Here is a 23,509-nt window from a genome sequence, read left to right on the forward strand (position 1 = left end):
TAAAATAGAAAGAAAAAACCTATGAAAAATAGGTGGTTTTGAAGTTTATTTTATTAATAAGAAAATATAACTAAAACAAATTAAGGATAATAAAATTTAAGTGTTGATTTTAAAAGAAAGTCATAAAAAAGAGGCTGTCTTCTAAAAGGTCTTTAAGTTTATTTTGTCAGGTCGAGCTAGTCGAAACCGATTGATTGCAAGTGAATTAAAATATTTCGACAATCAATATGATATAGAACTGGACTTTTTAGAAGACAGCCTCTTATTTTTAATCAAACATCTTTTAAAGAAGTAATACGTTAGATGCCGCTTATAAAACTACCATAAGGATCTTTAAATTGAGTACCTTCCGTAAACCTGAATTTGCTGAGTAGCTTAAATTCAACCAATGCCCAAAGCACAAATTCTTTCATAAAATAGGAGTCTTCTTTTCTTAAATTTGGCTGGTATATTCCTAGTAAATCATCTAAAGAAGAAAGAGCATCCAGTATATGTTTGTATTCTTTATCTCTGATTTCATCCAATAACTCAAAACCGTCACTTTGATTGAAAAACCAAGAAACAATATCATCATAAGGGCTTTCCTCTTCTTGTTTTTTTAGTTTTTCTATTTTAGGAAAAAGCTTTGGGAATAAACTTTTAACCGCTTCACCAATTAAATTATATGCAACTATGGCAGCTCCCTCCTGTTCGCCTTCGTAAACCAACTCAACTTTTCCGGTAACCGATGGAATAATGCCCACAAAATCACTTAAACGCACCATGGTTTTATCGTCTCCCGACTTCAAAGCGCGTCGTTCAGCTGTACTCAATAAATTCTCGAAGGCTGTAATACTTAATCTGGCACTCACACCACTTTTTGCATCTATATAGTCACTTTTTCTGGCTTCAAATACAATTTGTTCTAATAAATCCTTAGCTAAATCCGGTACTGTAACAGACGCTGTTTGACTTTCTAAAACCTTAGCTTCTTGAGCCGTAATTCGCTTTGCGGTTTCTATATCTGCTGGATAATGGGTTAAAATTTGAGACCCAATCCTATCTTTTAATGGTGTTACAATACTTCCTCTGTTTGTATAATCTTCAGGATTTGCGGTGAATAAAAACTGAATATCCAATGGCAACCTCAACTTAAAACCTCTAATTTGAACATCACCTTCCTGTAAAATATTAAATAAAGCAACTTGTATTCTTGCTTGTAAATCTGGCAACTCGTTAATGACGAAAATACAGCGATTGGCTCTAGGTATCATCCCATAGTGAATAACGCGATCATCGGCATAACTCAATTTTAAATTAGCCGCTTTAATCGGATCCACATCGCCAATAATATCTGCAACCGTAACATCTGGTGTTGCTAATTTTTCAGCAAAACGTTCGCTTCTGTGCAACCACGAAATGGGTGTATCATCACCTTTTTCATTAATTAATTCTTTGGCATACCTTGATATAGGGTGAAATGGATCGTCATTAATTTCAGAACCTTCTACATATGGAATGTATTCATCCAATAAATTCAACATTAACCGTGCTAAACGTGTTTTTGCTTGTCCGCGCAAACCCAACAAATTAATATTATGACGCGACAAAATGGCTCGTTCCAACTCAGGAATTACGGTATTTTCATAACCATGAACACCCTCGAAAGTGGTTTCATTATTTTTTATTTTCTGAATTAAATTATCGCGCAATTCATCTTTTATAGATTTACTATTATAGCCTGAAGCTTTTAATTCTCCAAATGTTTTTATGTCTTTCATTTTTTCCTCTCCCTAACCCTCTCCAAAGGAGAGGGAACTATTACGGGCATATTAATTCATTACTTTTTTCGTTTTCTACTCCTCCCCTTTGGGGAGGTTGGGTGGGGCTATCCCCTTATTCTCTTTTTTCTATTGGTTTCGTAATCTTCAAAAATCATTTCACCCAAGCCTTTTAATCCAGTATAGAATGCTTTTCCTTGGTTTGCATAGGTAAACTCTCGTACAAATTGCATTAAATAAGGGTCTTTAGCAATCATAAAAGTTGTTATGGGGATATGCAACCGCCTTGCTTGTTGCGCCATAGCATAACACTTATTGGTAATAAATGGGTTTAACCCAACGCTGTCTTTATAATAGTGGCCATCTGGCATACGTACACAACTTGGCTTCCCATCGGTTATCATAAAAATTTGTTTGTTAGTATTCCGCTTTCTTCTAAGTAAATCCATAGCCAACTTTAAGCCATCGACGGTATTTGTATGGTAAGGACCAACTTTTAAATAGGGTAAATCCTTGATTTCTATCTGCCACGCATCGTTGCCAAATACCAAAATATCCAATGTGTCTTTGGGGTAACGTGTCGTGATTAATTCTGCCAAAGCCATGGCTACTTTCTTTGCTGGTGTAATTCTATCTTCGCCATAAAGTATCATGCTGTGGCTAATATCAATCATTAATACGGTGCTCATTTGGGATTTGTGGAGTGTTTCTTCTACAACCAAATCATCTTCTGAAATACTAAAATCTCCAATACCATGATTTATTTGGGCATTCTTCAAACTTTCGGTTATAGATACTTTATCTAAAGCATCTCCAAATTGATAGGTTCTAAAATCGCCCGTATGCTCATCGCCAATACCAGGGCTTTTACTTTTATGGTTGCCTTGCCCACTGCGTTTTATGTTTCCAAAAATCTGGTCGAGTGCCTGTTGGCGAATGGCGCGTTCTGTTTTGGCGGTAATTGCCATGCCACCATTTCCATCTGGGTCTATTTTTTCTCTTATATAGCCTTTATTTTTAAGATCTTCTATAAAATCATCAATAGTATAATCTGGAGTTGTTAGTTCGTATTCTTTGTCTAATTCCCGCAACCAATCTATGGCTTCGTCAAAATCACCAGACGTGTGTGTAATAAGCTCTTTAAAAATATCAAAAAGTTTATCGAAAGGTGTCTGTTCTGGAGCTTCATATTTTTTGAAAATGAAACCCTTTCTTGTAGTAGTGTATTTTGTCATAGCTGTATAAAAATACTGTTTTTTATACAAAAATGAAGATACTGTAATCAGATTTATCTATTCTTTAACATGTGGGAATTACAGATATTATTCAACACGTTTTAAGCCTTCCAAGTTTTCTATTCGTATTTGTTTTCCAACAACAGAGATTAAGGCTTCTTTTTTAAACTGTGATAAAACTCGAATAGCAGATTCGGTTGCCGTACCAACAATATTTGCAAAATCTTCTCGGGACAATAATATACTTAAGGTTTTATCTGGATTCACACCAAAACTATCATGAATATAAACCAAGGTTTCTGCCAAACGCTGCCGTACCGATTTTTGAGCCATATTCACGATAATATTATCTGCTTCCCTTAAATCGTGAGCCATTTCCTTTAAAACATCAAATGAAAATTTTGGGTTATTTTGTAAATTGCTAATTATTTCGCTTTTAGGAATAAAACAAACTTCCATATCGTTTAAAGCTACTGCTTGTAAATTTGAAACCTCATCGGTAATCAGGGAACGCTGACCCAACAATTGTCCTTTTACAACCATTTTCACTATTTGATCCTTACCATTTTCGCTTAATTTGGACAATTTACAAATACCTTCTTTTACACAATAAACACCGTTAATAGATTCGCCTTCATCAAAAATAACTTCGCCTTTTTTAATAAACTTAGAGGTTTTACAACCTGAAATTCGAACAAGCTCTTCTTTAGTTAAAGATTTAAGCGCGTTAAATTGTTTAATAATACATTGTTCACACTTTCCCATTCTTATTTAATTGAAGGTTATAAAAGAAACATTATAAAGATTTGTTCAACCATCGTTTTAATGCAATACTAAAAACGGTACATCTTTATAATAACTAATCTCATTGACTGTTGGATGAAATAATATGAGTTGAAAATAATTTAAATTCTTCGCCAACATGGCTATTAAATTAATTCCCCTTTCGTCTACAAACTGCTGTACAGCATTTTCTATATGCTTGTTAGTTAAAAAATGAAAACTATGGGTGTAATTAGTAAAATAATCATCTAAATACTCTTTGTTTTTTTGTTGGTCTTCGTTAAGCTCCAAACCATATTTATTTACATGTAACACATTAACCGTTGCATTATTTACTTCAACAATATCCAGTATGGGCTGCAACGTTTCTGGTCGGTAAAAAATGGAGAAATCGGTTGGAAATGCAATCTCTTTTGGTTCTGAATATTTAGCATTTTCTGGCACAACCATGGTTGTACATTTTACTTTTGTAATAACATTTCCTGCATTGGTACCTATAGCTATTTTTTTTAATCCCGAAGCACCTTTTGTACCCATTACAATAAGATTAATTCTATTTTTAACGACTTGTTCCCTAATCGAATCGACGATATAATTACTATCTGAAATTGTAAAAAACCTGTGTTTCGGATTTCTTGGGAAATTATCGTAAATCCGCTTTAAAGTTTCCTTCAATAATTTTTTTGGTGATATTGTTAAGGTTTCAGAAGCAACACTTTTATTTTGTACACAAGCACTTCTATCGGTTACTGATGTACCGACTGTATTAACGTGTAATAAATAAAAGTTACAGGACGATTTACTAAAAAATTTGAGTGCATAATCTATAGCATTCCATGCATTTTCAGAGAAATCGGTTGGTATTAAAATATTCTTCATGCCTATTTGTCTTCTTAAGAAACAAAAGTAAAGGCATGGAATTTAACTAAATATGACCAAAATCATAATTGGTTTTTATTTGAATAAAATTAGAGACTATTTAAATTTTGTTTTTGGAATATTTTATAGGGTATTTTTTCTTCAAACAGGGCCGAGCGTATAAAAAAGGTCTGGGAGACCTTTTTAGCGAAGGAGCCAGGCTGCCGCGAGGGAGAGGTACATAGCTACGAACCGAAAAATAGCGGAAGTATGGCGGAAAAAGGCACATAAAAGAGCCAACGGATAAAACTTAAACAGTCTCTTAGCTTATTTGCTGTAGCTTATTGATATCTAAAATCTTAATGTTTCTACCTTCAATCTCAATAATACCTAAATCTTTAAAACCTGAAAGTGTTCTTATTAGGCTTTCTATGGCTACACCTGCAACACTAGCTAAATCGTTTCTGGAAATTCTAATAGTATCATTGGGTTTATGGTTAAGCTTTTCGGCAAATTTTAGTATGGTGGTAGCTGTTCTCCTTTTAACCGAACTGTATGCCATTTGCAATAGTTGTTCTTTTACGACCGTTAGATCGTCCGTTAGCAACTGTATGAGCTCCAAAGTGACATTATGGTTAGTGTTGAGCACATTTTTTAATTCATTTTTAGAAAGCGCCACCAATTCCGTATCTTTTATGGCTGTTGCCGTTTCTTGATAGGGCGTATTTTGTGTAAATGAGGTATAACCAAACAAATCGTCTTCTTTATATAGAGCTGTTGTTAAATCCTTACCTTGTTCATCCAGTTTATGGCATTTAATTAATCCTTTTGATATTAAAAATATGTTATTGGAATTTTGACCTTCTTCGTAAATGACATCGCCTTTGGCATAGCTTATTTCACTACCGTTATCATCAAAAAAGTTTTTGAGGTCGTTAAGTGTTCTAAGTTCATCCTCTTGGTTAGAAATAGAACTTTTTTGAGCTTCGAAACTTCTGTCTTTTAAAATAGCGGCCTTAGCTAACCTGCTTTCAATGGCACTTATTAATTCTTCTTCCTCGAAAGGTTTGGTGATATAATCGTCCGCTCCTAAATCCATGCCTTTTCTAACATCTTTACGCTCTGTTTTTGCCGATAAGAAAATAAAAGGAACATGTTTGGTTTTTTCATTTTCAGCCAAGGCTTCCAAAACGCCATAACCATCAAGTTCGGGCATCATAATATCGCACACAATAATATCTGGGAAATCCTTTCTTGCCATGTCCAAACCAATTTTACCATTTGGCGCTGTGATGACATTATAATCGGACAGTTCTAATAATTCTGCTGTATTTTCCCTTAATATAACATCGTCTTCTATCAGTAATATTTTTTTCATATGAAAATATTTATTATTTTTTTTAAGGACATACCTGCCGGCAGGCAGGCAGGTGATATCGTTTTTTTTTATTGTCTTTGCTTAGGCAAACTTTTCGTTAATAGCGATTTCATTGTTTAACTTTATTTGGTAATATAAAGATAAAGTCGCTTCCTATATTTTCTTCACTAGTAAAATTTATCGTGCCTCCTAAATTTTCTAAATGGCTTTTTACAATATTCAACCCAATGCCCGTGCCTTGTGTAAGCAACGCATTTTCTGCCCTAAAATAGCGATTAAATATATTTTTTTGATCACTAACAGGAATTCCAATACCGTTATCCTTTATTTTAAAAGTAGTGTTTTTATCATCCTGTTTTATTTGAATATCTACCAAGGTGTTTTCTGATGAATACTTAATGGCATTATGTACCAAATTAGACAATGCCAGCTCTACAATTTTTTCATCTTGAAACATGGAGTAATCATCAATATTTTCAGGGTATTTTATTTCTTGACCTTCTTTCAAAAGCATGTTGGCGTTATATACCACTTCATTAACAACTTTGCTTATTTTAAACGTGCTGAACTTGTAATTAATTTTACCGGTATCTAATTTCTCAATGGATAAAAAGTCATTTAAAATATTATTAAGGTAATGCACTTTGTCCGAAATGGTTTTTATATGTTTATCCCGCCTTTCCTGCTGCTCGGTTAACTTATATTTACCCAACAACATAGCAGATGTTAAAATACCGCTTAAGGGCGTTTTAAACTCGTGCGATACCAACGATAGAAATTTTGTTTTAAGTTCGTTGAGTTCCTTTTCCCTTTTAAGGGCATTTTTTATTTTATTCTGGGCCTCAATGCGTTTTTTAATTTCGGCATCACGCTGTGAGTTTACAATTTTTAACTCTTCTACCGTATCACTTAAGGCCTTTGTACGCTCACTAACCTTCTTTTCCAATTGATTGTTTAGTTCCAGCAATTCAAGTTCTTGTTGTTTTCGTATAGAAATATCTATAACCAATGCCATTACAAACGATTTCCCATTAATTTGCAAAGGATTTAAACCTGCTTCTACAGGAAATGAATGACCATTTTTATGAGCCCCAAACAAATCGCGCCCGCGTCCCATTTGCCTACTTTCCTTATGCTCCATAAATCCTTCTACATGGGTACCATGGCCAGCATGGTATTTTTGTGGAATCAACACATTAAGATGTTGCCCGATAAGTTCATTTTTATCATAACCAAACATACGTTCAGCAGATGCATTTGTGGATACAATTTGTTGCCGATTGTTTACTACAATAACACCTTCGGATACGGCTTCAAAAAGTACATTAAAAATATGCTTATCGTCTTCTAACATAATGGCAAATGATTTTTTAAATTCATATTTGGCAATAAAACCATGAACAATTCAAATTTAATTAAAACAATACATTGCATACGCTTACTCATATCTACTTTTTGAAGTGGTGTAAAATTAAACAAAACATGACGAATATCATATTTTAAAGATACATCAATTTTGAAATTTGCCCCAGGTATAAATAGAGCAAATTATAAATGGACAAACACGCATGCTTTCACTGTGGTTTAGACGCCTCGACACAAGACATTGTTTATGACGAAAAATCATTTTGTTGTGAAGGTTGTAAAACTGTCTATCAGATTTTTTCTGAAAACGATTTAACCTGCTATTACGATTTGCAATCGACTCCTGGTGCAACGCCCAAAGATATCGAGGGCAAATACAACTTTTTAGAGAACACCAAAATAATAGAACAATTACTGGAATTTAATGATGGTACTACCCAAATCATATTACTTTACATACCTCACATCCATTGCAGTTCTTGTATTTGGATTCTTGAAAACCTCAACAAATTAAACCCTTCCATAAGTGCTTCTGTTGTAAACTTTGGCAAAAAAACCGTTCGGGTGACTTTTAATGCAGAAACCCTGTCACTAAAAAACCTGGTGACGTTGTTAAACAGTATTGGTTATGAACCTTTTATTAGTTTAGATGATTACAGTGTTGGCAAAAAACATATTGATAAGTCTCTAATTTACAAACTTGGAGTTGCTGGTTTTGCCTTTGGAAACGTGATGTTTTTATCGTTTCCAGAGTATTTTGAAGTAGGCGAATTTTGGCTCGAGCAATTTAAACCCCTATTTAGATGGCTTATGTTTGCTTTTTCCCTTCCAGTTGTATTTTACTCGTCACAAGATTATTTTATTTCGGCTTACAAAGGACTTCGCTCTAAAATTTTAAATATTGATGTTCCCATAGCCTTAGGTGTTTCCGTTTTATTCATTAGAAGTACTATTGAAATTATTTTCGATTTAGGATCTGGATTTTTTGATAGTTTAACCGGACTTATTTTCTTTTTATTGCTTGGAAAATTCTTTCAGCAAAAAACCTATGCCTTTTTATCGTTTGAACGCGATTATAAATCCTATTTCCCTATTGGCATCACAAAAATTACTTCGGAAGGAAAAGAAGAATCCGTGCAAGTGTATGATATTGAAAAGGGCGACCGTCTTTTAATTAGAAATGAAGAACTCATTCCTGTTGACTGTATTTTAATAAAAGGAAACGCACGAATAGATTATAGTTTTGTAACAGGTGAATCTAAAACGGTCAGCAAACAATCGGGTGACAAACTTTTTGCAGGCGGTAAACAACTCAACGGTACTATTGAAGTTGATGTTTTAAAATCTGTTGAACAAAGCTATTTAACGCAGCTTTGGAGTAACGATGTGTTTAAAAAAGACAAATCGTTGGCATTTACAAATATTACCAACCAAATAAGTAAACGGTTTACCATAAGCATTTTAATAATCGCGGTATTAGCCACTTCATTTTGGTTGATAGTGGATTCCAGCAAGGCCATAAACGTTTTTACATCGGTACTAATCATTGCCTGTCCATGTGCTCTAGCTTTAGCTGCTCCCTTTACTTTTGGCAATGTTCTTCGTATTCTGGGCAAGAAAAAATGCTATCTAAAAAATGCCAGCGTTATTGAACAAATGGCTAAAATAAACACCATCATTTTTGATAAAACGGGGACCATTACCACCAACAAAGAAACATCTATTGCCTATGAAGGCATCTCGCTTTCTAAAGATGAAGAAATGTTGCTAAAAAGCACGTTGAGAGGTTCCAATCATCCTTTAAGCAGGTCGTTATACCATCTTTTAAATGAAAACAACATCCTCACTTTGGATAGCTATGAAGAATATTTAGGCAAAGGCATTGAAGCGCAATACAAACAAGATTCCATAAAAATTGGTTCGGCGCCTTTTGTAGGACATACTTCTGAAACGGTCACATTAAACACAGCCGTTCATATAAGCAGTAACAACACATATAAAGGAAAATTCACCTTTTACAATGCGTATCGAAAAGGATTGTCCCAACTATTCAACAAACTAAAACAAGATTATGATCTAGTGATTCTCTCAGGAGATAACGAAGGCGAAAAAGACAATCTTACCAAGTTGCTTCCAACAAAAACCAAGTTGTTGTTCAACCAAAAACCAGAAGACAAACTGGAATATATTAAATACCATCAAAGTGAAGGTGCCAAAGTATTGATGATTGGTGATGGCTTGAATGATGCCGGTGCCTTAGCACAAAGTGATGTTGGTATTGCCATTTCAGAAAATGTGAATGTATTTTCACCTGCTTGTGATGCTATTTTGGATGCCTCAAAATTCAATGAATTATATAACTATATAAAAGTATCAAAATCGGCTATCAACATCATTAAATGGAGTTTTTTATTGTCGTTCCTATACAACTGCATCGGACTTTACTTTGCGGTTACAGGTCAACTAGAACCTGTTGTTGCCGCTATTCTAATGCCTTTAAGCTCTATAAGTATTGTTGCTTTTACAACCATTTGCACAAACAATATTTCTTACCTAATCTCCTCAAAGTCCCCTCCTAGCCTCCCCAAAGGGGAGGAAACCATTGTCCAAAAATGTTGAGGATGAGTAAGCACATAACAGTTCCCTCTCCTTTGGAGAGGGTTAGGGAGAGGAAAAACAATCAAATATGACAAAAGTCATTTTTTACAAAAACAGATAGAGATACTTTTGAACCATAACTTCAAATAGGTATGAGTGTTATTTACGTCTTATTAACGATTAGCATTATTGTGGCTGTTAGCTTTTTTATCGCTTTTATAGTAGCGATAAGAAATGGACAGTTCGACGATAGTTACACCCCATCCGTTCGCATGCTATTTGAAGACGAACTTATTAAAGAGAAACCTGAAAAATCAATACTAACCAAAAAAGATTAACAATCACAACTATGGACATCCAGCAATTTCACTACGATAATAAAATCGTTAAAAACTTTATCTACGCCACCATGCTTTGGGGGGTTGTAGGTATGTTGGTAGGCTTACTTCTTGCATTTCTGTTTTTATTCCCAAACTTAACCGATGGTATTTCGTGGCTAAGTTTTGGCCGTTTACGACCATTACATACCAATGCCGTTATTTTCGCCTTTGTGGGTAACGCTATTTTTGCTGGAGTTTACTATTCTTCACAACGTTTACTTAAAGCCAGAATGTTTAGCGATGTATTAAGCAAAATCAACTTCTGGGGGTGGCAACTTATTATTGTAGGAGCTGCCATAACATTACCATTAGGCTACACATCATCTAAAGAATATGCCGAATTGGAATGGCCTTTTGATATTGCTATCGCTCTTGTATGGGTCGTTTTTGGATGGAATTTAATAGGTACCATTTTAAAAAGAAGACAGCGTCATTTATATGTTGCTCTTTGGTTTTACATAGCCACGTTTGTAACCGTTGCCGTATTACATATTTTTAATAGTTTGGAACTTCCTGTAAGTGCTTTAAAAAGCTACTCAGTTTACGCCGGAGTACAAGACGCTTTGGTGCAATGGTGGTATGGGCATAATGCCGTAGCATTCTTTTTAACCACACCGTTTTTAGGATTGATGTATTATTTTGTGCCAAAAGCAGCTAACAGACCTGTGTATTCTTACAGGCTTTCCATTGTTCACTTTTGGTCGTTAATCTTCATCTATATTTGGGCAGGGCCTCACCATTTATTATATACTGCTTTACCGGAATGGGCACAAAATTTAGGTGTGGCGTTTTCTGTGATGTTATTAATGCCGTCTTGGGGTGGTATGATAAACGGGCTGTTAACACTACGTGGTGCTTGGGATAAAGTACGTGTTGACCCTGTTTTAAAATTCATGGTCGTTGCTATCACAGGTTATGGTATGGCAACGTTTGAAGGTCCTACATTATCACTTAAAAACGTGAATGCTATTGCGCATTTTACCGATTGGATTATTGCCCACGTACACGTTGGCGCCCTAGCGTGGAATGGATTCTTAACATTTGGTATGATTTATTATTTGGTACCAAGACTTTTTAAAACCAAATTATACTCTATTGGATTAGCAAATCTACATTTCTGGATTGGTACCTTGGGTATTATTATGTACGCGCTACCCATGTACGTAGCTGGATTTACCCAAGCCAGTATGTGGAAACAATTTAACCCGGATGGCACTTTAACTTACGGAAACTTTTTAGAAACCGTTACCGAAATTATACCTATGTACTGGATGCGTGCTATTGGCGGTACCCTATTCATTATAGGGATGCTCATTATGATTTATAATGTGATTGTAACCATAAAACAAGGCAGCAAGGTCGAAGACGAATTAGCCGAAGCCGCTGCTCTAGAACGTGTTACCAAAAAACGTACTTCTGGTGAAGGTTGGCACTCTTGGTTAGAACGCAGACCTGTGCAATTAACCATTTTAGCGACTGTAGCCATATTAATTGGTGGTATTATACAAATTGTACCGACCATTATGGTAAAATCCAACATACCAACCATTGCCAGTGTCAAACCATATAGCCCTTTAGAGCTGGAAGGACGCGATATTTACATACGCGAAGGCTGTGTGGGTTGCCATTCCCAAATGATTCGTCCATTTAGAAGTGAGGTAGAACGCTATGGTGACTATTCAAAAGCTGGTGAATATGTTTACGACCATCCTTTTTTATGGGGAAGTAAACGTACTGGTCCCGATTTACATAGAATTGGTGGAAAATATTCCGACAACTGGCACTTTAATCATATGTATGACCCACAAAGTACTTCATCGGGTTCCATCATGCCTCGTTACCCTTGGTTAATTAAAAATGAATTGGATACATCACAAACTGAAGCCAAAATGAAAGCGATGATCTCATTAGGTGTTCCTTATTCCGAGGAAGATATAGCCAATGCCCAAGACAATATGCTGAAACAAGGAACTAAAATTGAGAAAAACCTCTATAGCGATCCTGATTTTGTGAATTCTTATGAAGCAGACAAAGCATATGCTAAAGATAATGACGAGCCTTTTGTTGAAATGAAAAACAGAGAAATCGTAGCCGTTATAGCCTATTTGCAACGCTTAGGAACAGATATCAAAGTAGAAACAGCTATAAAGTAGTTGGTAGTTAGTTGTTGGTTTATGGTCATAAACCAACAACTAAAAACCATTAACCAAAAACCATTAAATACCATGTTAAAATTCGTAAAAAATTATATGGACAGTATTTCAGGAATAGAAATATACCCCATCATATCATTACTTATATTTTTCACATTTTTTGTATTGCTTTTTTGGTGGGTAATTACAGCAAAAAATGAGTACATAAAAACAGTTAGCAACTTGCCATTAGACAACCAAAACGACGATTTATTATGAAACCGACCTCTCTAAACATACATTTATTTTTGAACATTCTTGGCGGTTGCATTTGTCCATTAAAGAACAATAAAAAACCAATCAAATGAAACATTTAATACCATCTTGGATACGCATTCCTGTTGTATTCTTCATCATCTTCGGATTAACTGAATATGTTATCGATTCAGGCGAAAAACCTGCATTCATAGAATACCCTGTCATATTGCTATTTCTTTTTCTAGTACTGCTTATCCTTATTGCTATTGAAGCCATAGTTCGTGCTTTAGAAAATGTGATGCTCTATAAGCTAGATGAAGAAGCAAAAGCACGCTTTTTCGCTGAAAAAAATAAAACTTATCAATTTACTTGGCTAAAAAACACTTATAAAAAGCTTTTAGGTTCTAAACCCATTGAAGAAGAAGGCGAGATTATTTTAGACCATAATTACGATGGCATAAAAGAATTAGACAACGCTTTACCTCCATGGTGGCTGTATGGCTTTTACATATCTATTATATTTGGAGCTGTATATCTGTTAAGATACCATGTATTTAATGGGGCTAACCAGTATGATGAACTAGAAACCGAATTAGCTGATGCACGAACTGCCATTGAAGCCTACAAAAAAACAGCTAAAGATTTGGTAGATGTCAACACCGTAACCTTGCTTACCGATGCTACTGATTTAAGTGCTGGTAAAACCATTTTCGAAACCAATTGTATTGCCTGTCACATGGCAGATGGTGGTGGTGGTATTGGCCCAAACCTAACCGACCAACATTGGATTTTAGGTGGTGACATTAAAAGTGTATTTCATACCATTTCTGAAGGTGGTCGTTCTGGCAAAGGGATGATTGCTTGGAAAACCCAGTTAAAACCATCACAAATAGCTCAAGTAGCAAGTTATGTGTTAAGCTTACAAGGTACGACACCAGCAAATCCAAAAGAACCGGAAGGTGATCTTTGGGCAGAAGATACCACCACCGAAACACCTAAAGAAACCGCAACAGATTCAATTCAAATGGTGACTAATTAATAGCAAGCATGTTCGATTGTCCCGATGTTAGTATCGGGACATATCGAAAACATGAACTAATATAGTTTGTTGCATATTATAAAAGCATAACAATTTTATAACTCGATTTAGAAAACAAAAAGTGGAAACGCCTAAAGAAGACATATTTAGAGATTCTATTGCTACCGTAACTACCGAAGGCAAGCGTGCTTGGGTATTTCCCAAAAAACCTAGTGGTAAATTCTATAAATACAGAAAACTTGTTAGTTATTTTTTATTGGCATTTTTACTTTTTGCCCCATTTTTAAAAATAAATGGCAACCAATTTTTAATGTTCAATGTTTTAGAACGCCGTTTTAATATTTTCGGATTTCCTTTTTGGCCACAAGATTTCCACCTGTTTGTAATTTCCATGATTATTGGCGTGGTATTTATTACGCTATTTACGGTTGCCTTTGGACGCATTTTTTGCGGTTGGATTTGTCCGCAAACCATTTTTATGGAAATGGTGTTCAGACGTATAGAATATTGGATTGAAGGTGACAGAGGCAAACAAATACGTTTAGCCAAACAATCTTGGAATGCCGAAAAAATAAGAAAAAAAGGGTTGAAACTGATTATTTTCCTTTTCATTTCCTTTCTAATTGCAAATGTGTTTTTAGCTTATTTAATAGGTAGTGATAAACTAATAAGTTATATAACCGACAATCCGCTTAAACATATAAGCACTCTCATATCCTTACTCATTTTTACGGCTGTATTCTATTTTGTCTTTGCATGGTTTAGAGAACAAGTTTGCGTTATTGCCTGTCCCTATGGTAGGTTACAGGGCGTATTGTTAGATAACAAATCGATTGTGGTCGCTTACGATCACAAACGTGGAGAAGGTGAAAATGGCAGAAAGAAAATCAGGAAAAATGAAGACAGACATGCTTTAGGATATGGAGATTGTATAGACTGTTTTCAATGTGTGCATGTATGTCCAACAGGTATCGATATTAGAAACGGCACGCAACTAGAATGTGTGAATTGTACTGCTTGTATTGACGAATGTGATAGCATCATGGACAGTGTTAACTTACCCAAAGGTTTGATAAGATACGCCAGTGAAGATAATATCGAGAAAAAAACACCCTTTAAACTCACAGCAAGAATGAAGGGCTATATGGCTGTCCTTACTATTTTAGTTGGCTTGTTAATAGGGATGCTCTTTTTAAGGAATGATGTAGAAGCCACTGTTTTAAGATTACCAGGACAGTTGTTTGAACATAAAGAAAATAACATTATCAGTAATGTGTTTACTTATAAGCTGATAAATAAAACGACAAATGATATTGAGGACGTGAGTTTTAAATTATTGTCCCATAAAGGCACCTTAAAGTTGGTGGCAACCAGCAATAGTTTTACGGTTCCTAAGTCTGGCATTGCCAAAGGAACCTTGTTTGTTGAAATTAATAATGCGGCTTTAACTGGCGATAGGAACAGAATAAAAATAGGCGTTTACCAAGGTGACAAATTAATTGAAACCACGACTGCTAACTTTTTAGGACCTAGGAGTTATAGATAGTTTGGGTGTTGGGTACTGGGTCTTGGGGCTTGGAAAAAAGGCATGTTAAAAAAATAATAATGAGATCCTGAAACAAGTTCAGGATGAAAAAAAAATAAGATTATGAAAATAAATTGGGGAACAGGGATTGTATTGGCTTTTATAGGCTTTATAAGCTTTATCATGTATTTTATTATCACGTTGAATGTAAATGACAAGTACGACTACGACTTGGTAACCGAAGATTATTATGCCGAGGAACTAAGCTACCAAAACGATATTGATAAATTAAACAATGCCAAAAATTTGGATAAAAATATAAGTTACGAACGTACCGATAAAGGCTTACTTATTGTGTTTCCTAAAAATATAGATTTTAGTAAAATTACAGGAAATGTGTTCCTATATAGACCATCTAACAAACAATTAGACTTTGATACTATTATATCATTGTCTAAACCTTATTTGCTCATACCTGACAAACGTTTGGTAGATGGTCGCTGGAACATAAAAGTAGATTGGAAATACAACAATGAATTGTATTTGTATAAAGAGACCATAAATTATTAAATATGCTTATTTCGGCTTTTGTTTTAGGTTTACTAGGAAGTTTTCATTGTGTTGGCATGTGCGGACCTATTGCTTTTATGCTTCCTGTGAACAGAACAAGTGCTTATAAAAAACTATCTCAAATAACTATTTACCACTCTGGCAGACTGTTAGCTTACAGTATTATAGGTTTGGTTTTTGGGCTTGTTGGCAAAAGCTTTTACCTGTTTGGTTTTCAGCAACAATTATCGATTGCTATTGGCATTTTAATGATTGCTTTTGTTATAATACCGCAACATACATTAAGCAAATACAATGTTTCCAAACCCATTTACAAACTTATAAGTAAAGTTAAATCAGCTTTAGGCAGTGCCTTAAAGAAAAAAACAGCGGACACCTTTTTAACCATTGGTTTTCTTAATGGCTTTTTACCTTGTGGGTTGGTTTATATGGCGGTATTTGCAGCCATTGCCAGTGGAAATGCTTTAAATGGAAGCTTGTACATGGCCATTTTTGGAATGGGAACTATCCCGTTAATGACAACAGCTATTTATTTTAGTCATTTTTTAAAGGGAAATATGCGACAAAAAATTCAAAAAGCCATTCCTGTTTTTGTAGTGCTTATTGGTATTCTATTTATACTTCGGGGTTTGGGTTTGGGCATCCCTTACATCTCTCCTGCTCCTATTGGTGATATGATCTCAAACCAAATAAATTGTCATTAAATCAGCTTATCCAATAGAAAATTTATTAAAGCCTGAAATGGAACGAAGTAAGATTCACGAATACAAAAAAAACGACAAAAAACCATAAGCTAAATACCTGAAAAATAAGGTGCTGCGATTGATTTCCGTCCTTCACCATAACAGTGCTATAACTCCTCAGTAAAATCACTTATTTTATTGGTCTTTCAGTCCTCATCACAAAGTTCTATTGTACAATCTGGTTTAAACAAAAAAAGTAGCTGGAAACCAACTACTCTTTAATAGAAAAAAACACTAAATAATTAAAATATACTAAATCTTAAAGGTTATTACGGGGAATTTAGCATGATTTGCAACATCTTCACCTATACTTCCTTCTAAAAAGTGTGCCAATCCTTTTTTACCATGTGTAGGTATAGCTATAATATCGGCCCCTACTTTTAATGCAAAGTTTATAACGCCTTCTTCAACTGTATAATCTGACACATAATGCACTTCACTCATTCTATCTAAATTTTTATCGGCTTTGGTAAAAAAATTAACCACACTTTTTTCAATTTCCAAAGAAGTTTTAAAACGCTCGTTGGGTAAATTCACATAAACCATATATACTTTAGAGTTCATTTTCTCGAACATTTTAATAGCATTAATATACGGCTTTATGGATTCTTCTGAAAAATCGCAAGCAAAAACCACCGTTTCAAAATTAATATCCACTATCCTGTTTTTTACAACCAATACAGGAATATCGGCATTTCTAACTACACGTTCTGTATTAGAACCAATAAAAAATTCCTTAACACCACTAGAGCCATGAGACCCCATAACAATAAGATCGGCATCATTTTTTCTAGCCACATCATTAACCTCACTAAAAACCTTGAAATGTTTAATTATTGGTGTTACTTTCAAACCTTTTAAATAATCTTTCTCTAAAAATGCTTCAAACTTTTGTTCAGATAACTTGAAAAAATAAGCCGCCTTTTCATATTGAAGACCATCGGATGCGGTTAGCATAATATCGGACATTTCCAACATATGTAGCACCAATACCTCGGCGTTGTATTTTTTTGCAAATTGTGCTGCAACATGTAATGCATATTCTGAATGTTCAGAAAAATCTACTGGTACAATAATTTTTTTCATCTGTTTCATATTTATTGTTTTAATTTGGCAGATGGAATACCCTTAATAATCATCCTGTGTGCGTGAATGCCATTCTTATGGGTATTTCATAATGCTTATTTTAAATTATACAGTCATAGAAAACAACTGCGTATCGGGTTGTTTTCGTTGTAAAAGCAAATCGAAAGCCATACAAATGTTTCTAACAAATGGTTGGCCTTCTTTAGTAACCTCAATAGTATTTGAACCGATATTGAGTAATCCGTCATTTTTCATTTCCTTTAATTTAATAAGAACTTCGGGAAGTTCCTTAAAATAAAGTGAATGACCAGACCATGTTGTTTTAAACTGACACATCAAGTTAAGTATGTGTTTTCGAATTACCAAATCTTCTTCATTTAAAATGTGTCCTCTGTAAACAGGTAAAATATTTTCGTTTAATAAATGGTAATAGGCTTCAATGCCTTTTTCATTTTGGGAAAACCCATACCAACTGTCGCTTATGGCAGATACGCCCAAACCAATCATAGCCTGAGTTTTTGATGCAGTATAACCCATAAAATTTCTATGTAAATCACCATTTTGCATCGATTTATAAAGCGAATCGGTTTGCAATGCAAAATGGTCCATACCAATTTCGTGATAGCCAACTTCGGCAAGCAATTGCTTACCTAACTCATATTGCTGTCTTTTCAAATCTGCCGATGGTAAATCGGAATCATTAAACCCACGTTGTCCGTTTCCTTTTATCCAAGGCACATGGGCATAACTATAAAAAGCCAACCTATCGGGCAACAAAGCCTTGGTTTTTAAAATAGTTTCCTTTACATGCTCTAACGTTTGAAACGGCAAACCGAAAATAATATCATGGCCAACAGATGTGTATCCTACGTCTCTTGCCATTTCTGTAGCACGCTTTACGTTTTCAAAAGGTTGCAATCTATGAATGGCTTTTTGCACCGTTTCATTATAATCTTGCACACCATAGCTCACCCGTCTGAAACCTACATTATAAAGTGCTTCTAAATGTGCTTTTGTCGTATTGTTTGGGTGTCCTTCAAAACTGAACTCATATCTATCAGCAACTAGAGCGGATTTTAAAATGCCTTTTATAAGTCGGGTTAAATTTTCTGGACTAAAAAAAGTGGGGGTTCCACCACCAAGGTGCAATTCTTTAATTATTGGTTTTTCATCAAACAATTCTAAATATAATTGCCATTCTTTTAAAACCGCTTCTATATAAGGACTTTCTACACCATGTTGCTTGGTAATACGCTTATTGCATCCACAAAATGTGCATAAGCTTTCACAATAAGGCAAATGAATATACAAACTTATACCTTCTTTGGCATTACTTTCCCTAAAGGATTTTATTAAAGACGATTTCCAGTTACTTAACGAAAACGTGTCTTCATTCCAATAAGGAACCGTTGGGTAACTTGTATAGCGAGGTCCCGCAATATTATATTTATTTACTAACGAACTTAACATACCTAACATTTATGTATCAAAAATATACAGATGCGTTTGTTAAAAATATGATATATATCATGTATAACATTTACAATTCGTATATTAGTGTCTTAACTTTCCTAAAAATAAAAATCATCAAAAAATGAAAAATTTAAGTATTCTGTTAATCTCTTTATCCCTAAGTATCATTTCTTGTAAAAACGAGAAAAAAAATACCGAAACCACTGAAACCGAAACTATTGAAAGCCAAGTAGCAGAACCTAAAAGTATTACTGTAGAATTATCGGCTAAAAGCGAAAGTAACGTTAGCGGAACTGTTGTTTTTACTGATAAAAATGGCACTGTAAGTATGTTGGCTACCGCAAGCGGATTAGAACCCGGCTCACATGCTATACATATACACGAATCGTCTGACTGTTCGTCACCGGACGGAAAATCTGCAGGAGGCCATTGGAACCCAACAAACCAACCACATGGAAAATGGGGTGCTGAAACAGGCTACCATAAAGGTGACATTGGAAATTTTACTGCCGATGAAAACGGTAATGCCAGTATTTCTATTTCAACGGATGAATGGTGCATAGGTTGTGGTGATGAAACCAAAGACATTATTGGCAAAGGCATTATTGTACATGCCGGCGTTGACGATTTTACAACCCAACCAACTGGTGATGCTGGTGGACGTGTAAGCTGCGGTGGCATTATTGAATAAAATAAGCTAAAAACAATTATATAAAAGCTACTCTAAAAAAGTAGCTTTTATATTTATAATATTGTCATGATACTTATATAGCTGAAGAATATACTCCTGGTGCTGTACAATTGTTGTTTCTGAAAACAATTGAATTTGCTAGTTATTACTATTGAAAACGTTTATTCTTCCGCTCCTTGGTGTTTTGAATAAGTACGCCATTTTTCAATACATTGTACCATATCATCTGGAATAGGCGTATCAAAACTCATGAATTTGCCTGTTTTTGGATGTACAAACCCCAACGTTTTTGCATGTAGTGCTTGTCTTGGCAACACTTTAAAACAATTATCCACAAACTGTTTGTATTTGGTAAACGTAGTGCCTTTTAAAACTTTTTCACCACCATAACGCTCGTCGTTAAATAAGGTATGCCCTATGTGTTTCATATGAACACGGATTTGGTGGGTACGCCCTGTTTCGAGTTTACACGACACCAAAGTAACATAACCCAAACGCTCTATAACTTTATAATGCGTCACGGCAGGCTTTCCTTTATCGGCATCATCACCAAGATAGACTGTATTTTGTAATCGGTTTTTAGGATGACGCCCAATATTGCCTTCAACCGTCCCTTCATCTTCTTCAATATTTCCCCAAACAATAGCAACATATTCACGTTCACTAGTCTTTTCAGCAAATTGCAACGACAAGTGTGCCATCGCTTGTTCGGTTTTTGCTATAACCAAAAGCCCACTGGTATCTTTATCTATTCTATGTACCAATCCTGGGCGTTCACTTGAATTGTTTGGCAAGTTTTCAAATCTATAAATCAATGCATTTATAAGTGTACCCGAATAATTTCCATGCCCAGGATGTACTACCATGCCAGCAGGTTTGTTTACAACCAATAGTTCATCATCTTCATAAACGATGTCAAGAGGGATATCTTCACCAACCAACAAATTTTCGTGAGGTGGATGTGTAAATAACACTCTAATTTTATCGAAAGGTTTTACTTTGTAATTTGATTTTACGGGCACTCCGTTCACAAAAATACTTCCGTTTTTTGCAGCAGCTTGAATTTTGTTACGAGTGGCGTTTTCAACAAAATTCATTAAGTATTTATCAATTCGCAGTGGCTTCTGCCCTTTTTCTACATCAAAAGCATGATGCTCGTAAAGATCACTTTCATCTTCTAAAAATTCTGGAGTATAATCTTCCATGTATTATGTTAACTGCGATACACCACAGCAATTTTTTTAAATAGTTTAGTTTAAATCTTCCGAAGGGATACTATCACCAGATTCATTTGAAGATTCTCCCTCATCAACAGACATTCCCGAAGATGGTCTATTGCCATTTCCAATCACCAAATCTATCGCAGTTGTTTTTGGTAACTTGTCTCCTGGTTTTATCCTTTCACCTTTATAGGTCATTTCCAAAACCAAGTCTTTAGCAATATTATCAACATAAGTAAGCTTTCCCACTTTAAAACCTACTGCTTCTAAGGTTGGTTTTGCTTGTCTAAAGGTACGCTCGTTTAAATTTGGAACTGTAATTTTGCGGTATCCAGAAGGGTTTACGGTAATATATATTTTGCGATCTTCTTTTACTTTGGCACCTGCAATAGGAGCTTGATCTATAACAGAATATTTAGGGTAATCGGGGTTGTAATTAGCCGAATCTTGAACTTGCATTTCTAAATTATTCTCATCTAATTCTATCGCTGCAACACTTAAAGATTTACCTTTTAAATCGGGTACGGTTTCAAATTTACCATGGTTTGTTGTAAAGTTTAACCATCGTAAAATGATAAAACTTAACACCACTATGGCACCCATTGCTAATAATAATTGTTTGAAAAACACTTTACTGGTTAGGAATTTAATAATGCTCATGTATAAAATTTTCGATTAGGCAAATATATAAAAACAGAACTGTTTTTTCTTTTGCAATTTAAGTGATATTTTAGCTTAACTAATAATAGATACGTTTTATTGTATTTTTTAGACTGATAAAAGATTTCCCACCTTCGAGGGAATGACAAAATATAATTTATGAAAAAAAATATTGCCATCATTATGGGAGGTTATTCAAGCGAATACCAAATCTCATTAAAAAGCGGGCAAGTGGTTTACGAAACCCTCGATGCTTCAAAATATAATGCTTACAGAGTCCATATTTTTAAAGAAAAGTGGGTGTATGTTGATAGCGATAATAAAGAATTCCCTATTGATAAAAACGATTTTTCAGTGACTATAAACAACTCTAAAGTCACATTCGATTGTGTGTTTAATGCCATTCATGGCTCACCGGGAGAAGATGGGTTTATGCAAGCATATTTTAAATTACTAGACATTCCACATACAAGTTGCGATATGTATCAGACGGCACTAACCTTTAATAAACGCGATTGTTTAAGTGTTTTAAAACCCTATGGTATAAAAACTGCCGAATCGTTTTATATAAATCTAGGCGATGCCATTAACGAAGATGCCATTGTTGCCAAAGTGGGGCTACCCTGTTTTGTTAAAGCCAATAAAGCCGGAAGTAGTTTTGGTGTAACTAAAGTGCATAAAAAAGAAGCTATTAAAAACGCCATTGAAGTGGCTTTTAAAGAAGATGATGAAATTATCATTGAATCGTTTTTAGATGGCACCGAAGTATCGGTAGGTGTTATAAACTTTAAAGACGAAACCAAAGTATTACCAATTACAGAGATTGTTAGTGAAAATGACTTTTTCGATTATGAAGCTAAGTATTTAGGAAAATCACAAGAAATAACCCCTGCCCGATTAACCAAAGATGAAGAAACAAAAGTTATAACCATTGCAAAAAAAGTGTACGAGGTTTTAAAAATGAAAGGTTTTAGCCGAAGCGAATATATTTTTAAAAATGGTGAGCCCCATTTACTAGAAGTAAACACCGTCCCCGGACTAACTTTGGCTAGTATTTTACCTCAACAAGCCGCGGCGGCAGGTATTACTCTAGTAGAATTATTTGATAATGCTATTAAAGAAGCTTTGAAAAATTAATAATAATTATTGACTATATTTGATATTAGTCATTCAAACAATAAGATTCCCGCCTTCGCGGAAATGACAAAACAAAAATCTGGAATGAAACGAGCCATATTTCCTGGGTCTTTTGACCCCTTAACATTGGGACATTACGATATTATAAAACGTGGCGTTACCCTTTTCGATGAAGTCATTGTGGCTATTGGTGTGAATTCCGATAAAAAATACATGTTCTCTCTTGAAGAACGACAAATGTTTATTGAAAATGCTTTTTCAGACGAACCTAAAGTAAAAGTAGTAACTTACAAAGGATTAACCGTTGATTTTTGTAAAGAAATTGAAGCTGGATTTATTTTACGTGGTTTACGAAATCCTGCCGATTTTGAGTTTGAAAAAGCCATTGCCCATGCCAACAGGCGACTAGCAACCATTGAAACGGTATTTTTGCTAACCTCAGCAAGAACATCTTTTATATCATCTTCAATAGTGCGTGATGTTATTAAAAACAATGGCGATTACACCAAGTTTGTACCAGATAGCGTGAGGGTGAAATAGGTTCTAGATTCTAGGTTCTGGGTTTTAGGTTCTGGGTTCTGGGTTTACAGGAATATTACATCGAACTCATAAACTTCA

The 23,509-nt window shown here is 34.8% G+C and carries 21 protein-coding genes; 11 read left to right on the forward strand and 10 right to left on the reverse strand.

Going from position 1 to position 23,509, the window contains the following annotated elements:
* Positions 1–299: 299 nt before the first annotated feature.
* The 6 genes from ACGLWY_RS01350 to ACGLWY_RS01375 form a co-directional block, all read right to left on the reverse strand.
* The gene (locus ACGLWY_RS01350) at positions 300–1,760 is read right to left on the reverse strand and encodes a magnesium chelatase (RefSeq protein ID WP_396617894.1); all 1,461 of its coding nucleotides are present in this window, start codon (positions 1,758–1,760) and stop codon (positions 300–302) included.
* Positions 1,761–1,867: 107 nt separating this feature from the next.
* Positions 1,868–2,995 carry a VWA domain-containing protein gene (locus ACGLWY_RS01355; RefSeq protein ID WP_396617895.1) on the reverse strand — a complete coding sequence of 376 codons (1,128 nt, stop codon included), beginning with the start codon at positions 2,993–2,995 and terminating at the stop codon, positions 1,868–1,870.
* 87 nt (positions 2,996–3,082) lie between these two features.
* Complete coding sequence (locus ACGLWY_RS01360; RefSeq protein WP_396617896.1) at positions 3,083–3,760, reverse strand: Crp/Fnr family transcriptional regulator; 678 nt, start codon at positions 3,758–3,760, stop codon at positions 3,083–3,085.
* A 57-nt stretch (positions 3,761–3,817) separates the two neighbouring features.
* Complete coding sequence (locus tag ACGLWY_RS01365) at positions 3,818–4,657, reverse strand: universal stress protein (RefSeq protein WP_396617897.1); 840 nt, start codon at positions 4,655–4,657, stop codon at positions 3,818–3,820.
* 301 nt (positions 4,658–4,958) lie between these two features.
* On the reverse strand, positions 4,959–6,014 hold the full coding sequence (locus ACGLWY_RS01370; RefSeq protein WP_396617898.1) for a response regulator: 1,056 nt from the start codon (positions 6,012–6,014) through the stop codon (positions 4,959–4,961).
* A 109-nt stretch (positions 6,015–6,123) separates the two neighbouring features.
* On the reverse strand, positions 6,124–7,368 hold the full coding sequence (locus ACGLWY_RS01375; RefSeq protein WP_396617899.1) for an ATP-binding protein: 1,245 nt from the start codon (positions 7,366–7,368) through the stop codon (positions 6,124–6,126).
* Between the two features lie 200 nt (positions 7,369–7,568).
* On the opposite strand from ACGLWY_RS01375, the gene ACGLWY_RS01380 reads away from it, so the two are divergent.
* The 8 genes from ACGLWY_RS01380 (at position 7,569) to ACGLWY_RS01415 (ending at position 16,585) form a co-directional block, all read left to right on the forward strand.
* Positions 7,569–9,998 (forward strand): heavy metal translocating P-type ATPase, encoded by a 2,430-nt coding sequence (locus ACGLWY_RS01380; RefSeq protein ID WP_396617900.1) that lies wholly within the window; start codon positions 7,569–7,571, stop codon positions 9,996–9,998.
* 131 nt (positions 9,999–10,129) lie between these two features.
* Positions 10,130–10,315, forward strand: a complete 186-nt coding sequence (ccoS, locus tag ACGLWY_RS01385; RefSeq protein ID WP_396617901.1) for a cbb3-type cytochrome oxidase assembly protein CcoS — start codon at positions 10,130–10,132, stop codon at positions 10,313–10,315.
* An 11-nt stretch (positions 10,316–10,326) separates the two neighbouring features.
* Positions 10,327–12,510, forward strand: coding sequence for a cytochrome-c oxidase, cbb3-type subunit I (gene ccoN / locus ACGLWY_RS01390; protein WP_396617902.1), 2,184 nt, complete (start codon positions 10,327–10,329; stop codon positions 12,508–12,510).
* 72 nt (positions 12,511–12,582) lie between these two features.
* Positions 12,583–12,768: a CcoQ/FixQ family Cbb3-type cytochrome c oxidase assembly chaperone gene (locus ACGLWY_RS01395; protein ID WP_396617903.1), complete on the forward strand. Its 186-nt coding sequence runs from the start codon at positions 12,583–12,585 to the stop codon at positions 12,766–12,768.
* Positions 12,769–12,853: 85 nt separating this feature from the next.
* Complete coding sequence (locus tag ACGLWY_RS01400) at positions 12,854–13,786, forward strand: cbb3-type cytochrome c oxidase N-terminal domain-containing protein (protein WP_396617904.1); 933 nt, start codon at positions 12,854–12,856, stop codon at positions 13,784–13,786.
* A 121-nt stretch (positions 13,787–13,907) separates the two neighbouring features.
* The gene (ccoG, locus tag ACGLWY_RS01405) at positions 13,908–15,332 is read left to right on the forward strand and encodes a cytochrome c oxidase accessory protein CcoG (RefSeq protein WP_396617905.1); all 1,425 of its coding nucleotides are present in this window, start codon (positions 13,908–13,910) and stop codon (positions 15,330–15,332) included.
* A 102-nt stretch (positions 15,333–15,434) separates the two neighbouring features.
* The gene (locus ACGLWY_RS01410; RefSeq protein WP_396617906.1) at positions 15,435–15,881 is read left to right on the forward strand and encodes a FixH family protein; all 447 of its coding nucleotides are present in this window, start codon (positions 15,435–15,437) and stop codon (positions 15,879–15,881) included.
* 2 nt (positions 15,882–15,883) lie between these two features.
* Positions 15,884–16,585 carry a sulfite exporter TauE/SafE family protein gene (locus tag ACGLWY_RS01415; protein WP_396617907.1) on the forward strand — a complete coding sequence of 234 codons (702 nt, stop codon included), beginning with the start codon at positions 15,884–15,886 and terminating at the stop codon, positions 16,583–16,585.
* 291 nt (positions 16,586–16,876) lie between these two features.
* Here ACGLWY_RS01415 and ACGLWY_RS01420 read toward each other — a convergent pair whose 3' ends face one another.
* Entirely contained in the window at positions 16,877–17,710 is an 834-nt protein-coding gene (locus tag ACGLWY_RS01420) for a universal stress protein (RefSeq protein WP_396617908.1), read from the reverse strand.
* 105 nt (positions 17,711–17,815) lie between these two features.
* Complete coding sequence (hemN, locus tag ACGLWY_RS01425; protein ID WP_396617909.1) at positions 17,816–19,180, reverse strand: oxygen-independent coproporphyrinogen III oxidase; 1,365 nt, start codon at positions 19,178–19,180, stop codon at positions 17,816–17,818.
* 124 nt (positions 19,181–19,304) lie between these two features.
* Between hemN and ACGLWY_RS01430 the strand changes: the two genes are divergently transcribed.
* Positions 19,305–19,874 (forward strand): superoxide dismutase family protein, encoded by a 570-nt coding sequence (locus tag ACGLWY_RS01430; RefSeq protein WP_396617910.1) that lies wholly within the window; start codon positions 19,305–19,307, stop codon positions 19,872–19,874.
* Between the two features lie 161 nt (positions 19,875–20,035).
* Here the strand turns inward: ACGLWY_RS01430 and ACGLWY_RS01435 are convergent, their stop codons facing one another.
* Together ACGLWY_RS01435 and ACGLWY_RS01440 are read right to left on the reverse strand one after the other, a co-directional pair.
* Positions 20,036–21,079 carry an RluA family pseudouridine synthase gene (locus tag ACGLWY_RS01435; RefSeq protein ID WP_396617911.1) on the reverse strand — a complete coding sequence of 348 codons (1,044 nt, stop codon included), beginning with the start codon at positions 21,077–21,079 and terminating at the stop codon, positions 20,036–20,038.
* 45 nt (positions 21,080–21,124) lie between these two features.
* Positions 21,125–21,754 carry a PASTA domain-containing protein gene (locus ACGLWY_RS01440; RefSeq protein ID WP_396617912.1) on the reverse strand — a complete coding sequence of 210 codons (630 nt, stop codon included), beginning with the start codon at positions 21,752–21,754 and terminating at the stop codon, positions 21,125–21,127.
* A 159-nt stretch (positions 21,755–21,913) separates the two neighbouring features.
* On the opposite strand from ACGLWY_RS01440, the gene ACGLWY_RS01445 reads away from it, so the two are divergent.
* Positions 21,914–22,891: a D-alanine--D-alanine ligase gene (locus ACGLWY_RS01445; RefSeq protein ID WP_396617913.1), complete on the forward strand. Its 978-nt coding sequence runs from the start codon at positions 21,914–21,916 to the stop codon at positions 22,889–22,891.
* An 84-nt stretch (positions 22,892–22,975) separates the two neighbouring features.
* A complete protein-coding gene (gene coaD, locus ACGLWY_RS01450; protein ID WP_396617914.1) occupies positions 22,976–23,431 on the forward strand; it encodes a pantetheine-phosphate adenylyltransferase in 456 nt (151 codons plus the stop codon).
* Positions 23,432–23,509: the final 78 nt, after the last annotated feature.

Origin of the sequence: Mariniflexile sp. HMF6888 (genome assembly GCF_044335535.1) — a bacterium.
GTDB lineage: Bacteria > Bacteroidota > Bacteroidia > Flavobacteriales > Flavobacteriaceae > Mariniflexile.